This is a genomic window from Curtobacterium sp. MMLR14_002 (assembly GCF_001864975.1).
In the GTDB taxonomy this organism is placed as follows: domain Bacteria; phylum Actinomycetota; class Actinomycetes; order Actinomycetales; family Microbacteriaceae; genus Curtobacterium; species Curtobacterium flaccumfaciens.
In genome coordinates this window covers 157,834-173,275 of the sequence record NZ_MJGT01000061.1, presented here as the reverse complement: position 1 = coordinate 173,275, position 15,442 = coordinate 157,834, and the positions used below count along the sequence as shown (strand labels likewise).

Here is a 15,442-nt window from a genome sequence, read left to right as displayed (position 1 = left end):
TAGGGTGGGACGGTGAGCAACGAGCACACCGCATCCACCCCGCCCAGCGCCGCCAAGCGGCCCGTGACACGGACCCACCACGGCATCGACTTCGTCGACGACTACGAGTGGCTGCGGGACAAGGAATCCCCCGACACCCTGGCGTACCTCGAAGCCGAGAACGCCCACACCGACGCCGCGACCGCGCACCTCGCGCCGCTGCGGGACCGCATCTTCGCCGAGGTGAAGAGCCGCGTGCAGGAGACCGACCTCTCCGTGCCGGTCCGCATGGGCGACTGGTGGTACTTCACCCGCACCGCCGAGGGCAGCCAGTACGGCGTGCACTGCCGCGTGCCCGTCGCCGGCCCCGACGACTGGACGCCGCCCGCCGTCGTCGAGGGCGAGTCGACACTCCCCGGCGAGCAGGTGGTCCTCGACGGCAACGCCCTGGCCGACGGCCACGAGTTCTTCTCCCTCGGCACCTACGACATCAGCGACGACGGCACCCGCCTGGTCTACGGCATCGACGTCGAGGGTGACGAGCGGTACACCCTGCACGTGCGCGACCTGGCCTCGGGGACCGACCTCGGCGACGCCATCCCGAACACGGGCGCCGGCGCCACGTTCGACCCGGCCGGGCGCTACGTCTTCTACCCCACGGTCGACGAGTCGTGGCGTCCGGACAAGATCTGGCGCCACACGGTCGGCACCGCGGCGTCCGAGGACGTCCTGGTGTTCGAGGAGCCCGACGACCGCTACTGGGTCGGTGTCGGTGTCACCCGTTCGTCGCAGTACATCGTCATCGAGCTCGGCTCGAAGATCACGTCCGAGGCGCACGTCCTCGACGCCGCGGACCCGACCGGTGAGTTCCAGGTCGTCTGGCCCCGGCGCGAGGGTGTCGAGTACGAGATCGAGCACGCCATCGTCGGCGGCAGCGACCGGTTCCTGGTGCTGCACAACGACGGCGCCGAGAACTTCGAGCTCGTCGACGTCCCCGCCGACGACCCGACGTCCGAGCGTGACCGCCGCGTCGTCGTGGCGCACCACACCGAACGCCGCATCGAGTCGGTCGACGCCTTCGCCGGACACCTCGCCCTGGAGTACCGCTCCGAGGCACTGCCCCGCGTCGCGATCATCCCGATCGAGGGCGACGGCTACGGCGACGCGCACGAGGTCCCCTTCGACGAAGCACTGTTCTCGGCGGGGCTCGGCGGCAACCCGGAGTGGGAGCAGCCGACGCTCCGCATCGGGTACACGTCGTTCGTGACCCCCTCCGAGGTCAGCGACCTCGACCTGGCCACCGGCGAGGTCACCGTCTTGAAGCGCCAGCCCGTGCTCGGCGGCTACGACCCGGCCGACTACGTGCAGGAACGCGACTGGGCGACCGCGTCGGACGGCACCCGTGTGCCGATCTCGCTCGTCTGGCGTCGTGACGCCGTCGAGGACGGTACCCCGGCACCGCTGCACCTCTACGGCTACGGCTCGTACGAGCACTCGATCGACCCCGGCTTCAGCGTCATGCGCCTGTCGATGCTCGACCGCGGTGTCGTCTTCGCCGTCGCGCACGTCCGTGGTGGTGGTGAGCTCGGCCGGCACTGGTACGAGAACGGCAAGACCCTGACGAAGAAGAACACCTTCACCGACTTCGTCGCGGTCGCCGAGCACCTGATCGAGTCCGGCCGCACGAGCGCCGACCGCCTCGTGGCCGAGGGTGGCAGCGCGGGCGGGCTCCTGATGGGTGCGGTCGCCAACCTCGCACCCGAGCGGTTCGCCGGCATCCTGGCCGCCGTGCCGTTCGTCGACGCCCTGACGAGCATCCTCGACCCGGACCTGCCCCTCACCGTCATCGAGTGGGACGAGTGGGGCGACCCGCTGCACGACGCCGACGTCTACCGCTACATGAGCGAGTACACCCCGTACGAGAACGTCCGCGACGACGTGCAGTACCCGCAGATCCTCGCCGTGACCTCGATCAACGACACCCGCGTGCTGTACGTCGAGCCCGCGAAGTGGACCGCGAAGCTCCGCGAGGTCGGCGCGCCGGTGCTGCTGAAGACCGAGATGTCCGCCGGCCACGGTGGTGTCAGCGGTCGCTACGCGTCGTGGAAGGAGCGGGCGTTCGAACTCGCCTGGCTGCTCGACGTGCTCGGGCTCGCCGACGAGACGCCCGCCGCGGCCACCGCCAACCCGATCGCCGCGGGCTGAGCAACGCCACGCGCTTCGTGAGCAGAAGAGGTCGGGTCCGAACGCGGGACCCGACCTCTTCTGCTCACCAAGCGCTCACACGCGGTTGAGCGCGTGCACCGCCTCGTCGTAGGACTCCTCGGCCAGGCGCACCCGGTCCCCCGCGAGCACCCCGTACCCGAAGGTGCCCTCACCTCCACGCTCGGCGATCGCCGCGTTCGCCCGAAGGATGTCGAGGGCGTGCAGGGACCGCACCCGTTCGGTCAGCACGTCGGCGGCGGTGCCGATCCGCTTCCACAGCGCGTGCGGGAACGCGTCGTCGCCGAGGACGTCCATCGCCATCCGGGCGCGCATCGTCTCCTGCCACGCGGCCTCGGTGGTGGTCCGGTCGGCGGCCTCGCGCTCGGCAGCGGTGTCCGAGGTGTCGTCGGCGACGGCGGCCCGGACGAGTTCGCGCACGCGCGGCTTCACGTCGGCGCCGACGTCCTGTGCGACCTGCTTCGGTGCGCGGAGCGACCACGCCGTCGGAGCCGGTCGCTCGGCCGCGTCGTCGAGGGCGTCGAGCAGCTCGAGGAACGGCTCGCCGTGCAGGAACGCGACGACGTCCCGCACCGCCTGGTCGCGACGTTCCCGGGTCGAGGCGAGGATGCGCTCGCGGGTCATCGCGTCGACCAGGTCGTCCTGCGCCGGCGACGACGCCCGCGGCAGCCGGTCGATCAGGTACTCGGCCAGCGCCGCACGCGCGGTGACGCCCGCCAGGCCGTCCGCCGCCTCGGCGGCGCGGTCGACGGCCTCGCCGTCGGGGAACGCCGGGCGGTAGGCGCCCAGGATCGCGGCGATCTCGAGGGTGGTGTCGGCCGCCTGCCGGAGGTCGGCCGTGTCGCCGGAGCGGAGCCGGGCCTCCTGGCCGAGCAGCGCGACGCGCAGCTTGCGCACCCGCTTCGCCAGGATGCGTGCGGTCGTGCCCTTGGCCGGCTTCTCCTCGGTCTGGAGGCGCGGTGCCGGTGCTCCTGCCAGCCCGCGTGCCAGCTTGGACGCGACGGCGGCCGGGCCGGCGCCGACGGCCGCGAAGCGTCCGTCAAGGGCCGCGAACAGCTCGTGGGCGATCTGCGGGTCGACGCCGTCGACGGTCTCGACCTCGACCTCGCGCCAGGTGCGCGGGGTCTCCGGAGCATCGTCGTCGAGACGCTGGGCGGTGACCTGGTCGTCGGCGAGCTCAGCGATCTGGTCGCCGTCCTCGTCGAGCAGTCGGGTGACGGTGCGGGTGGTCGTGATCCGGACGACGGGACGCAGCCCGCGGCCACGACGCTCCGTGAAGAGCGCGGCGAGGACCTCGTCGGGCACCGTGTCGGCGTCGTCGGTCAGGGGGAACTGCTGCTCGTGGCGGACCGTGTCCGACTCCGAGCGCTTGATGTGCCAGCCGGCGTCGGGGCCGCCCGTGCGACGGCGGACGGTCACCCGCGCGGCCACCAGGTCGTACCGCTCGGTGTCCCAGTAGGTCGCGTCCAGTTCGAACGGCTCCTGGTGCTCGGTGCGGAGGATGCCGCCCGCGCCGACGAGGTCGGGGAGGGCACCGCCCTCGGGCAGGTCGTAGGTGCGCTCGATCTCGAGGTGCGTGTGGCTCACACGCTCTTGTCTACCAGGCACTGCGGGGTTTCCCCGCACCCGGGGTTAGCCTGCAGGGATGAGCGACACGATCACCCGCGAGCAGTTCACGCCCGAAGCCGGCGGCGTCACGATGTTCACCACCACGTGGTGCGGCTACTGCGCCCGCCTGAAGAACCAGATGTCGAAGGCCGGGGTGCCCTTCACCGAGGTCGACATCGAGCAGACCCCGGGCACCGCCGAGCTCGTCGCCGAGGTCAACGGCGGCAACCAGACCGTGCCGACGCTCGTGTTCCCCGACGGCTCGACGGCGACGAACCCGTCCCTGGCCGAGGTGCAGTCCCGCATCTGAGCGGGTCCTCCTCGCAAGACACCGGTGTTCGCACTCCGAACACGCGCATGACGCGGTTCAGAGTGCGAACACCGGTGTTTTGCTGTCCGGGACAGCACCGGACGCGCCGGCGCTAGCCGCCGAGCGCCTCGGTCAGCAGCGCAGCCATCGCGTCGAGCTGGATGTCACCGGAGTCGACGACCTCTTCGTCCGAACCGTCGAGCGCGCGGGCGGCCAGGGACGCCTTCGAGTCGATGAGCTCGGCGATCTTGGTGTCGATCGTCTGCGCGGCGATGATGCGCCACGCGGTGACGGGCTCTTCCTGCCCGATGCGGTGCACACGGTCGATCGCCTGGGTCTGCTCGGCGCTCGTCCACGACAGCTCGGCGAGCACGACGTTCGACGACACCTGCAGGTTCAGACCGACACCGGCCGCGGTCAGCGAGCAGACGATGACGGCGACGTCGGGGTCGTTCACGAACGAGTCGATCTCGGCCGTGCGCTGCGTCGGGGTCTGGTCGCCGCGGATCGTGGCGGTGCGCAGGCCACGACGGGCGAACACCTCTTCCGCCTGGTCCATCACGTCGAGGTGCTTCGCGAAGAAGACGACCTTGCCGACGTTCGAGGCGAGCTGCGCCGCGTAGTCGGCCGCGAGCTGGGCCTTGGCACGGCCGATGCGGCGGACCATCGAGAACACGTTCTCGCCGGTCGACGAGGCGTCCTGGTCCTCGAGCTCCCAGCGCGCGACCTGGCGCACCAGCTTGTGGTCGATGCCGACGACCGGGTCCTGCCCGGTGCGGGCGTCGAGCGCCTGGTGGTAGCGGCGGACGAGCTTCGCGGTGAGCTCGCGCTCGGCGTCGCGGATGGAGCGGCCCTCGTCACCGTCGAGCTCGACGGGGATGTCGGCGATCCGGCGGGCCGGGATGTCCGCGGCGACGTCGACCTTGCGGCGTCGGACGATGCCCTGGTCGATGACGGCACGGCGGGCCTCGACGAAGAACCCGGGGTCGGCCGGCGTCAGGCCGATCTCCTCGAGCTCGTTCATGAGCTTCGCGCGCGGCTTCTTGTCGTCGATCCAGCCGAGGTACTCCCAGATGGTGCGGAAGTCCTCGACCGAGTTGATCAGCGGGGTACCGGTCAGCGCCATGAGCAGCGGTGCGGCGGTGCGCTGCCGGATGCGCTCGGCGATCTGCAGCACGAACCGGGCGCGCTGCGAGTCCCTGTTCTTGATGAAGTGCGCCTCGTCGACGACCATCCCCTTGAACCCGAAGTTGCCGAGCCACCCGGCGTGCCGGTCGAGGATCTCGTAGTTCACGATGACGATGTCGGCGAACCCGTCGAGGTCGTTGCCGTCCCCGTGGATCACCGTGGCGCGGTGGTTCGGCACCCAGCGCTCGGCTTCACGCGCCCAGTTCGTCTTGACGACGTTCGGCACGACTACGAGCAGCGGGAACGCGTTCGCGGCATCGGCGGCGAGCAGCGACTGTGCGGTCTTGCCGAGGCCGGGCTCGTCGGCGAGCAGGAACGTGCGGTGTCCCTGCGCAGCGGCGGCGACGAGTTCCGCCTGGTGCTTCATGAGCGTGGTGCCCGAGCGCGAGTGCAGCGTCGTGGGCTCCGGCAGCGGCATCGTCGCCGCTCCCCCGCCCGCGCCGTACTCGAACGACTTGAACAGCGGTCCGAACAGTTCCCAGTTCGCCAGGCGACGCGGGTGCGCGACGGGCTGGTCGGCGAGGGCGAAGTCCGGTGGCATGAAGGGGTTCGCCAGCTGGCGCTGCACGACCGCCTGCGGCACGACGGCCCGCACCGGGGTCTCGACCACCGCGGCGGGCTCGGACGCGATGACGAGGTCCTCCGGCTGCAGTTCCATGCCGCCGGCGATCATCATGTCGCGCTTGACCGCACGCGTCGCCTCGGACACCTGGACCTCTTCGGCGAGGAGCTGGATGACGCTGGTGTCCCGCGCCGCCGTCTTCGCCAGGATCGTGGCCACGCCGTCGAGCCGCTTGAGCTGCTCGGCGCGCTGCGCGTCGGTGAGCTCCGAGTCGGCCTTCACCCGCGCGCGCTCTTCGCGCATGAGCAGGGCGACCGCCTGGAACTTCGTCCGGTTCGATGCCTTGAGCGGTCCGCGCTGCGCCGCGGCCTCGACCTCGCGCACAGCGCGGGCGAGGACGGGGATGACGCCGTCGTTGTCCAGCGGCCTGGTGCGACGTGACGCGGTCCGCGTCCCGCCGGCAGCACGCCGGGTGCCTGATCGAGCCAACGCTCCTCCTGTTCCGCCCACACGTCGGGGCGATCCGCCCGTGGGGCGGGAAGTCCTGCACCGGTGCCTGGCGCGGCTCCGGTTCAGCTGCGGGCCACCGTGGCCCACCGCATCGCCGGTCCCCGCATCGGGACGTCCGGTGGACTCCCGCGAGCCGTTCCACACGAGCACCTGCCGGGAGCAGGTTCGGACGGTCCGCGCCGGGATCCGGCGTCGTCACACGCACGTGATGCCCCCTCGGGGCGGTCACGGCCCGGTCCCCGCGTCGATCAAGTGATCGACGGCTGCGTCCGGAATCGACGCGGCACGCGGGAACGCGGTGCGTGCGCGCTCAGTTTACTCCCGGACCACCGACGGAGGCGACCGGCGCGTTGCCCGCGCGCGTCGCGACGGCGGACGGGAGGCCCGTGGCGGGCCCGACCCGGGCCTCCAGTCCGTCCTTCGGTCGCGTCTCAGACCTGCGGTGCGGACCGCGGGCGGGTCGAACCACCGGTCGGGAGGCTCGGGGCCGCGTCCGCCAGGGCGGCCTGCGTCGCGGCGAGGAGCTGCTGGGCGGTCTGGATCCCGTTGGCGGAACCGGTGGTCGCCTGGCCGCCGGCGTGGGCGAGCAGCTGGGCGCCGATGGCCGGTCCGATGCGGTCGGCCTCGCGCGGGTTGCGCGCGACCCAGTCGCGGGCGATCGCGTCGGCGAGGCGCTCGGCGGCGGCGCCGCGCTCGGCGTCGCCTCGGGACCGGTGCCAGAGCCCGGTGACCACGAGGTGGGCGACGACGGCACCGACGTCGCGGACCGGGAAGCCCCAGCCCGCGGTGTCGATGTCGAGCAGGCCGGAGATGCGCCACGGCTCGTCCTCGTCGACGAAGACCTGCTCCAGGTGCAGGTCGCCGTGCACGACCTGCTTGGTCGAGCTCGACCAGCCGATGGAGCGGCGGCCGATGGCGTCGTACAGGCGGTCGATCTCCTCGGCGTCGCGCGGAAGAGCCGCGATGAGCGTGCGACGGTGCCAGTCGGCGTGGTCCATCGCGTCGGCGCGGGCCTGCTGGGTCATCGGGACGGTGGCGACCCGACCGCTCAGCGCGGCGAGCGACGCCACGAAACGGGGGTCGTCGGCGATGTCGAGGATGCGGCTGCCGGCGGGCACGCCGCGGATGCGCTCGAGCACGAGCAGGCCGTCGCCACGGCTGGACAGCACACGCGGCACCGGCAGACCGGCCGCGACGAACTGCTCGTGCGACTGCACGATCGGCGCGACCCGGTGCGGACGGACGATCTTCAGGAACAGGGTGCGCTCGGGGGCGTCCACACGGACGACCGCGCGCTTGCCGGGCCGGTACGCCGCCACGGTGAGCACCGGGTCGGTGACGGGCATGCCGAGCGTGGTCAGCAACTCGGCGACGGCGTCGCGGTAGGTGACCTGCGGCAGCACCGGCAGGCCGGGGTCGTTCGGGTACGCCCACACCGACACCGGGTCGCCCGTCGCCGGATCGGTGACGATCGCGCTGTTCTGGTCGTGGGTGCCGCCGGTGTCGACGTAGGTCAGGACCGTGGCGCGCTGGCCGTTGCGGTCCACCGTGTCGACCTCGTAGCCGTACAGGTAGCCGTTGCCCGAGGGCTCGACGGAGTGCGCCCGCGCGGCCACCACGGAGGTCCCGGAGCCGGCGAAGGCCTGCGGGATGACGCGCTCATGGTTGGGCCACACGACATCAGTCAACCGTGTCGCGCGGGTTTCGTCGCGTTCGTGCACGGCTCGGCGCGGGGCCGGTGGCTACCGTGGTCGGTGTGAACCCGGTCGCGCGTCTCCGCAGCTCCAGTCGCACGCCGTTCCTGCAGGTCGTGAAGACCGCCGTCGCGGTGGTCGCGGCCGTGCTCCTGTGCCGTCTGGTCATCCAGGGGCCGTTCCCCACCTTCGCGGCGATCGCCGCGCTGCTCGTGGTGCAGCCGAGCATCAACCAGTCGTTCGTGAAGGGGCTCGAGCGGAGCGCGGGCGTCGTGATCGGCGTCGTGCTCGCCACCGGGTTCCACCTGCTGCTCGGCGACGGCGTGTTCGTCGTGCTGCTCGTCATCGTGCTCGCGATCCTCATCGCGTGGGCGCTCCGGCTCACCCCGACCTCGGCCACCCAGGTCGGGATCAGCGGGATGCTCGTGCTCACCGCCGGGGTCGTGACGCCGAACTACTCCGCCGACCGGATCCTCGAGACCGTCATCGGTGCGATCGTCGCCCTGGTCGTGAACGCGCTCATCGTGCCGCCCGTGCTGCTCGAACCGGCGCACCTCGCCGTCGCCCGGCTCGCCCGTGACACCGCGGTGGCGTTCGAGCGGATCGCGATCGGCCTGACCGAGGGGTGGGACCGCGAGCGCTGGGACGAGGCGCTCGTCGCGGCCCGCGCACTGCGGCAGCAGCACGCCAAGGCCGAGGCTTCCCTGGGGTCGGCGCGCGAGTCCCTGACGATGAACCCGCGCAGTGGCCGGCACCGGACGATCCTCGACCGCGACGTGGTGACCACCGACCACCTGCGCGTCCTGGTGACCCGGGTCACCGGGATGACCCGGGCGATCCGCGACAACACCGCACCGGACCTGCGCGACGACCCGGTGGTGCACGGCATCGCGACCGAGGTGGCACGGATCGGTGCGGACGTCCGGGCGCTGAGCGCTCGGGTGGAATCGACACGGCTCGACCCGGTGGACGGGGTCGGCGGAGCGGACAGCGCTGCCTCCGGGCCGGACGTCGGGCCGTGGGCGGAGGCTTCCGAGCCGGCGCTCACCGCGCCGCTCGAGGTGGTCCGGCCGAACTCCCGGCACTGGGTGCTCATCGGTGCGCTGCTCGAGGACATCCGACGGGTGCGTGGCGAGCTGCTCGGCGAGGACGACTAGTCAGTCCCCGTCAGCGCGCTGCGCAGGCCGCTCGGTCTGCTTCAGCGCGCCGCGCAGGCCGCTTCCGACGCCGTCCGCACGACGTCCGACCAGATCACCGCGGTCGGCACGACGTCGGTCGCGGTCGCACCCGGGATGCCGGCGTCGGCGTACCGGCTGATCTCGGCGACGACGGCCTCGGTGCCGACCTCGCGTGCAGCACGGCTCGCCACGTCCGGCACGGCCGTCCGCAGTTCCGCGACCACGCGGTCGCGCGGAGCGTCCTCCAGCTGCGCGAGCGCGCCGATGCCCTTCCACGCGGCGTCCAGTTCGGCGCGCAGGCGCACGATGGCCGGGTGGTCGATCGAGTCGTTCATGATCCCCCAGTGCGGGCGGCGCATCGGGTCGCGCTGTCCGCTGCCGGAGCCTAGCAACGAAGCAAGCGGCGCTCACGTCCCTAGAACGTGGGACAGACCGTTCTGCTTTGTCCTGTGACGAGATTCAGCGAGTCGGACCCGCAGAACGGCCGTCCGCCCCGGTTCGATGCCACGATGGGTCCGAGGAGGTCCACTATGCGGCTGTTGGTGGTCGAGGACGACGACGAGATGCGTGCCCTGATGGAACGCGGACTCGCGGCCGAGGGGTACCGGGTCACGGCCGTCGAGAACGGTGTCGAGGCGCTCATCGCCCTCGGCGAGCAGGCGTTCGACCTTGCGGTCGTGGACGTGATGATGCCCGGCATGTCCGGCTTCGAGCTCGCCCGGCGGATCCGTGAGCGCGAGGACCCCGTGCGGATCCTGCTCGTGACCGCACGCGATGCCGTCGATGACCGCGTGTTCGGGCTCGACGCCGGCGCGGACGACTACCTCACCAAGCCCTTCGCCTTCGCCGAGCTCACCGCTCGGCTGCGAGCGCTCGGCCGTCGTGAGTCCGCCGGAGCACCCCGCACCATCGAGGTCGGGGACGTCTCCATCGACTCCGAGGCCCGCCGCATCTCGATCAAGGGCCAGCGCGTCGCCGTGAGCCCCACCGAGTTCGCCCTGCTCCGACTGCTCGCCCGGTCCGCCGGCAGTGTCGTCGACCGCCCGAAGATCCTCGAAGAGGTCTGGGACGGTTCGCAGCACGTCGACCCGAACGTGGTCGAGCAGTACATCTCGTACCTCCGCAAGAAGCTCACCGCGCACGAGGCCACCGTCGCCATCGCCACGGTCCGCGGTCGCGGGTACCGCCTGGATCTGCTCGGGGCGTGAGCGGGGCCGACGACGCCCCACGATCGGACCGCCGACGCGGCGGCCCGATCCGGCCGCTGCGTCTGCTGTCGCTGCGTGCCCGGATCACGATCGGGTCGACGGCGATCGCCGCGATCGTCATCCTGCTGCTCGTCCTGGTGATGCGCTTCCAGGTGGTCAGCGTCGTCGCGAGTGCGACCCGCACCCTGCTCGACGCCGATGCCGACCCGTACGTCGCCACGCTCGAGGTCGACAGCGACCCCGACCTCTCGCCGCCGGGCAACGCGCAGCTCGTCGCCGTCGTGTCCCCGTCCGGCGAGATCGTGCTGTCGACGATGCCCGACCGTGTCGAGCAGGCGCTCGGCAGTCTGCGGTCCACCCCCGCCGGCACCTCGATCATCACGGCATCCGGCTCGGAGTACCGCGTCGTGGTGGAGCACCCCGTCAACGAGGCCGGCCGCTGGACCGTCGTCGCCGCCCGCAACTCGCAGGCCGAGGCCATCGTCGTCGACGACCTCACGACGACCCTGTCGCTGACCGGTCTGGCCATCCTGCTCGCCTTCGGCGTGGCGTCCTGGGTACTCGCGACCACCGCGCTGCGCCCGGTGAACCGGATGCGCCGCGAGGCCGAACGGCTCTCCGTCGCCCCGGAGCGTGCCGAACTGCCGGTGGGCCCCGCCCAGGACGAGCTGGCGTCCCTGGCGACCACGCTCAACGCCTTCCTCGCCCGGACCCGGCAGGCGACCGAGCGCGAACGCCAGATGGTGTCGGACGCCAGCCACGAGCTCCGGACGCCCCTGGCCATCCTGACGACCCAGCTCGACCTCGCGTCGCTCGACGGCAACGACGCCGCCGCCCTCGCCGCCCACATCGAACGCGCCAAGCACAGCGTCGCGCGGTTGTCACGGCTGGCGAACGACCTGCTCGCCCTGTCGCGGATCGAGGAGTCGGAGCGCCGTGAACAGGACGGCGACCGGCGCCCCGAGACCGCGTGGTCGGACCTCGGCGACGAGGTGATGGCCGCGGTCGACCGCGTCCGGCTCATCGCGTCGGCGAAGGACGTCACCGTCGACTTCGACCTCGAGCCGCCCGTCGCCGTCGGCGGTTCCGGCCCGGGCATCGGCGGCGGCACCGTCGAACCGCGGTACCGGATCGACACCGGCGGGATGGCCCAGCTCGTCACGAACATCGCGGGCAACGCCGTGGCCGCGCTCCCCCGCGGCGGCGGCATCTTCGTGTCCTGGCGGAGCACCGGCGGCGAGGGCGTGCTGCAGATCACCGACGACGGCCCCGGCGTGCCCGAGTCCTTCATCCCGGTGGCGTTCGACCGCTTCACCCGTCCGGACGAGGCCCGGACGTCCCGCCCGAACCCGGACCCGTCGACCGGTGCCGGCGCCCTGCCCGGCGGCTCGGGGCTGGGACTCGCGATCGTGCGTGCGGTGGCGGAACGGGCAGGAGGCACGGCGTCGCTCCGCAACGTGCCCGCCGGTGGGCTCGAGGTCACGATCAGCCTGCCCGAGGTGCGCTGAGCACGACCGCTCACTCGGGCGCGCCCGCTCACCCGAGCACGACCGCTCACTGGAAGTCCCGCGAGCGGGTGCGGACGGACAGCGACAGGTGCTCGATGCGGTCCGCCACCAGGTTGACCACCCCGTCGGGCGAGCGCTCGAGGATGCCCCGGACGATCACCGCCGGGGACTCCCGCGCCACCCGGCGGAAGCGCCCCCAGACCCCGACGCTGCAGATGACGTTGACCAGCCCGGTCTCGTCCTCGACGTTCAGGAACGTGATGCCGGAGGCCGTCGCCGGACGCTGCCGGTGCGTCACGATCCCGCCGACCTCGACCCGTCGTCCGGTCTCGGCGGTCGCGGTGTCCTGCACGCTGAGCACCCTGCGGGCCGCGAGCCGGTCGCGCACGTGCCGGACGGGGTGGTCGTCGGTCGTCATGCCCGTCGACCACATGTCGGCGATGAGCACGTCCCCGCTCGTCATCTGCCCGAACAGCGGCGGCTGCACGAACACCTGCGTGTCCGGCAACTGGTCCGGACGCTCGGCGGCCGCCTGGGCAGCCGACCACATCGCACCGCGGCGGTCGATGTCGAACGGGGCGAAGGCGTCGGCGGCGGCGAGTGCCTCGAGCTGCGGCGTGGTGAGCCCGACCCGGCGGGCTAGGTCCGACATGTCGCGGAAGGGGCCGTTCGCGTCCCGCTCCGCGACGATCTTCTCGGCGCTCTTCCGGCTGAGCGACGCGACCTCGGCGAGCCCGAGCCGCACGGCGAAGGCACCGTCGCGTCGGTGGCTCGCGGTGTCGTCGGGGAGCGCCTTGTCGAAGGGCAGCACCGGTGGCTGCTCGGCGGCCAGGCACGCGTCGTCACCGGCAGGGGCGTCCCCGTCCGGCAGGGGTTCGAGCGTGGCGTCGACCCCGGACCGCAGGATGTCCGGTCGCAGTACGCGGACGCCGTGCCGCCGGGCGTCGGCGACCAGGGTCTGCGGTGAGTAGAACCCCATCGGCTGCGCCCGGAGCAGTGCCGCCAGGAACGCCCCCGGGTAGTGCAGCCGCATCCACGCACTCGCGTAGACGATGAGGGCGAAGCTGATCGAGTGGCTCTCCGCGAAGCCGAAGTTCGCGAACGCCTGGATCTTCGCGTAGATCGCGTCGGCATCCGCACCGTGGATCCCGTTGTCCGCCATCCCCGTGTAGAGCTTGTCGCGCAGCCGGTCGATCTTCTCGTGCCCGCGCTTCGACCCCATCGCCCGTCGCAGCAGGTCGGCGTCGTCACCGGAGCAGTTGCCGACCGCGATCGCCATCTGCATGAGCTGCTCCTGGAACAGCGGGACCCCGAGGGTGCGTTCGAGCACGGGCTCGAGCGCCGGGTGCATGTAGGTGATCGGTTCCTCGCCCGTGCGCCGGCGGATGTACGGGTGCACCGCGCCGCCCTGGATCGGACCGGGTCGGACGAGTGCGACCTCGATCACCAGGTCGTAGAACCGCCGCGGGAGCAGTCGGGGCAGGGTGCCCATCTGCGCACGGGACTCCACCTGGAACACCCCGATCGTGTCCGCGCGGCAGAGCTGGTCGTAGACCCCCTGTTCCTCCTTCGGGATGGAGTGCATCTCCCAGCGCTCCCCGCAGTGCTCTGCCGCCAGGTCGAACGAGTACTGCAGCGCCGCGAGCATGCCGAGCCCGAGCATGTCGAACTTCACGAGCCCCATGTACGCGCAGTCGTCCTTGTCCCACTGCAGCACGGTGCGGCCGTCCATCCGGGCGTGCTCGATCGGCACGACCTCGCCCACCGGGCGGTCGGTCAGCACCATGCCGCCGGAGTGGATGCCGAGGTGCCGCGGGAACCCGAGGACGTCGCTCGCGAGCCCGACGACCGCGGGCGGGATGTCGTGGTCCTGGCTCTCGGTCACCGAGCCCCACCGCTCGACCTGCTTCGACCAGGCGTCCTGCTGCCCGGGGCTGTGGCCGAGCGCCTTCGCCATGTCGCGCACTGCGCCCTTGGGCCGGTAGGTGATGACGTTCGCGACCTGGGCGGCGTTGTGCCGGCCGTACTTGGCGTACACGTACTGGATCACCTCTTCGCGGCGGTCCGAGTCGAAGTCGACGTCGATGTCGGGTTCCTCGTCGCGCATCGCCGACAGGAACCGCTCGAACGGCAGCCCGTACCGGATCGAGTCCACCGCGGTGATCTCGAGCAGGTAGCAGACCGCCGAGTTCGCCGCCGAGCCACGCCCCTGGCAGAGGATGCCCCGACCGCGGGCGTACTGCACCATGTCGCGCACGATCAGGAAGTACCCCGGGAAGTTCTTCTCCTCGATCACGGACAGCTCACGCTCGATGCGCTCCCGCTTGCGGGGGTCGACGCCGTCCGCGCTGCCGGGGTAGAACCGCCGGGCACCCGTCCACGTGAGCTCGCGGAGCCACGACATCGCGGTGTGCCCGTCCGGGACGTCGAGGTCGGGCAGCCCGGGCTGCACGGTCTTCAGCCGGAACCCGAGCTCGTCGGCGAGCTCCACGGTCCGCTCGATCGCGCCGGGGTAGCGCCCGAACCGTCTGGCCATCTCGGCGCCGGAGCGCAGGTGGGCGGTGTCGGCGGCCGGCAGCCAGCCGTCGATCTCGTCGAGGCTGCGGCGGGCACGCACCGCCGCCAGCGCGGTCGCCACCGGGAACCGGTCGGGGGTGGCGTAGTGCACGTTGCCGGTGGCGACCAGGGGCAGCGCGTGCTTCGCGGCGAGGGTGGCCAGGGCGTCGTTGCGGGCGCTGTCGAGCGGGTCGCCGTGGTCGAGCAGCTCCACGACGACGTTGCGGCTGCCGAACCGGTCGAGCAGCACCCGGAGCGCGGTCTCGGCGGCGGACTCGCCACCCTGCTCGAGGGCCTGCCGTACGGAGCCCTTCCGGCAGCCGGTGAGGACCCGCCAGTGCCCGTCGGCCCGCGCGGCGAGGTCGTCGAGGTCGTACTGCGGGCTGCCCTTCTCGGACCCGGCGGCCAGGTGTGCGCTCGTCACCGCACCGGCGAGCCGGTGGTAGCCGTCCTGGCCGTCGGCGAGCAGGAGCAGGTGCGAGCCCTCGGGGTCGGGCACACCGTTCTGCGGTTCGGTCAGCCCCAGCGACAGCTCGGTGCCGAAGACGGTGCCGACCTGCGGGTACGACTCGGCGACCTCGGCCATCCGGGCGGCCCCGTAGAAGCCGTCGTGGTCGGTGAGCGCGAGGGCGTGCAGTCGGAGCCGAGCGGCTTCTTCGAACAGGTGCTCGGGCTGGCTGGCGCCGTCGAGGAAGCTGAAGGCCGAGTGCGCGTGCAGTTCGGCGTACGGCACCACGGGCCCGCCGTCGGTGTCGAGTGGTGACGGGACGTACGGCTCGCGCTTCCGCGACCACGCCGGACTGTCGCCGCCGTCGCCGTCGTGCGCCGTGCCCGGGCTCCGCTTGTCGGACAGCGCGCGCTCGAACTGCGACCACGGGATGGGTGGGTTGCTGTATCCCATCAGGTCACGCTCCTGTC

The 15,442-nt window shown here is 72.1% G+C and carries 10 protein-coding genes; 5 read left to right on the top strand and 5 right to left on the bottom strand.

Annotation, left to right across the window (positions count from 1 at the left end; all coding sequences use genetic code 11):
- The first annotated feature begins 12 nt into the window (after nucleotides 1-12).
- The gene (locus BIU91_RS11680; protein WP_071405573.1) at nucleotides 13-2,184 is read left to right on the top strand and encodes a S9 family peptidase; all 2,172 of its coding nucleotides are present in this window, start codon (nucleotides 13-15) and stop codon (nucleotides 2,182-2,184) included.
- 75 nt (nucleotides 2,185-2,259) lie between these two features.
- Here BIU91_RS11680 and BIU91_RS11675 read toward each other — a convergent pair whose 3' ends face one another.
- Nucleotides 2,260-3,789, bottom strand: a complete 1,530-nt coding sequence (locus BIU91_RS11675) for a CYTH domain-containing protein (protein ID WP_071405572.1) — start codon at nucleotides 3,787-3,789, stop codon at nucleotides 2,260-2,262.
- A gap of 58 nt (nucleotides 3,790-3,847) precedes the next feature.
- Between BIU91_RS11675 and BIU91_RS11670 the strand changes: the two genes are divergently transcribed.
- Nucleotides 3,848-4,120, top strand: coding sequence for a mycoredoxin (locus BIU91_RS11670; RefSeq protein WP_071405571.1), 273 nt, complete (start codon nucleotides 3,848-3,850; stop codon nucleotides 4,118-4,120).
- A 112-nt stretch (nucleotides 4,121-4,232) separates the two neighbouring features.
- On the opposite strand, the gene BIU91_RS11665 is transcribed toward BIU91_RS11670, so the two are convergent.
- Nucleotides 4,233-6,359, bottom strand: coding sequence for a DEAD/DEAH box helicase (locus BIU91_RS11665; protein WP_071405570.1), 2,127 nt, complete (start codon nucleotides 6,357-6,359; stop codon nucleotides 4,233-4,235).
- A gap of 452 nt (nucleotides 6,360-6,811) precedes the next feature.
- The gene (locus BIU91_RS11660) at nucleotides 6,812-8,056 is read right to left on the bottom strand and encodes an aminoglycoside phosphotransferase family protein (RefSeq protein WP_071405569.1); all 1,245 of its coding nucleotides are present in this window, start codon (nucleotides 8,054-8,056) and stop codon (nucleotides 6,812-6,814) included.
- 80 nt (nucleotides 8,057-8,136) lie between these two features.
- Here BIU91_RS11660 and BIU91_RS11655 point away from each other — a divergent pair, with 80 nt between their 5' ends.
- Nucleotides 8,137-9,231, top strand: coding sequence for an aromatic acid exporter family protein (locus BIU91_RS11655; RefSeq protein ID WP_084741188.1), 1,095 nt, complete (start codon nucleotides 8,137-8,139; stop codon nucleotides 9,229-9,231).
- A 41-nt stretch (nucleotides 9,232-9,272) separates the two neighbouring features.
- Here the strand turns inward: BIU91_RS11655 and BIU91_RS11650 are convergent, their stop codons facing one another.
- The gene (locus tag BIU91_RS11650; RefSeq protein WP_110864838.1) at nucleotides 9,273-9,587 is read right to left on the bottom strand and encodes a hypothetical protein; all 315 of its coding nucleotides are present in this window, start codon (nucleotides 9,585-9,587) and stop codon (nucleotides 9,273-9,275) included.
- A gap of 195 nt (nucleotides 9,588-9,782) precedes the next feature.
- Here BIU91_RS11650 and BIU91_RS11645 point away from each other — a divergent pair, with 195 nt between their 5' ends.
- Together BIU91_RS11645 and BIU91_RS11640 are read left to right on the top strand one after the other, a co-directional pair.
- Nucleotides 9,783-10,460: a response regulator transcription factor gene (locus BIU91_RS11645; protein WP_017885962.1), complete on the top strand. Its 678-nt coding sequence runs from the start codon at nucleotides 9,783-9,785 to the stop codon at nucleotides 10,458-10,460.
- Complete coding sequence (locus BIU91_RS11640) at nucleotides 10,457-11,968, top strand: HAMP domain-containing sensor histidine kinase (RefSeq protein WP_084741168.1); 1,512 nt, start codon at nucleotides 10,457-10,459, stop codon at nucleotides 11,966-11,968. Before BIU91_RS11645 ends, BIU91_RS11640 begins: the two co-directional genes overlap by 4 nt.
- A gap of 46 nt (nucleotides 11,969-12,014) precedes the next feature.
- Here BIU91_RS11640 and BIU91_RS11635 read toward each other — a convergent pair whose 3' ends face one another.
- The gene (locus BIU91_RS11635) at nucleotides 12,015-15,425 is read right to left on the bottom strand and encodes an error-prone DNA polymerase (RefSeq protein WP_071405567.1); all 3,411 of its coding nucleotides are present in this window, start codon (nucleotides 15,423-15,425) and stop codon (nucleotides 12,015-12,017) included.
- Nucleotides 15,426-15,442 lie beyond the last annotated feature (17 nt).

Bases quoted from the DNA above. Each gene is read 5' to 3' on its own strand.
- BIU91_RS11670 (WP_071405571.1), top strand. From the start codon at position 3,848: ATGAGCGACACGATCACCCGCGAGCAGTTCACGCCCGAAGCCGGCGGC.
- BIU91_RS11650 (WP_110864838.1), bottom strand. From the start codon at position 9,587: ATGAACGACTCGATCGACCACCCGGCCATCGTGCGCCTGCGCGCCGAA.
- BIU91_RS11645 (WP_017885962.1), top strand. From the start codon at position 9,783: ATGCGGCTGTTGGTGGTCGAGGACGACGACGAGATGCGTGCCCTGATG.
- BIU91_RS11635 (WP_071405567.1), bottom strand. From the start codon at position 15,425: ATGGGATACAGCAACCCACCCATCCCGTGGTCGCAGTTCGAGCGCGCG.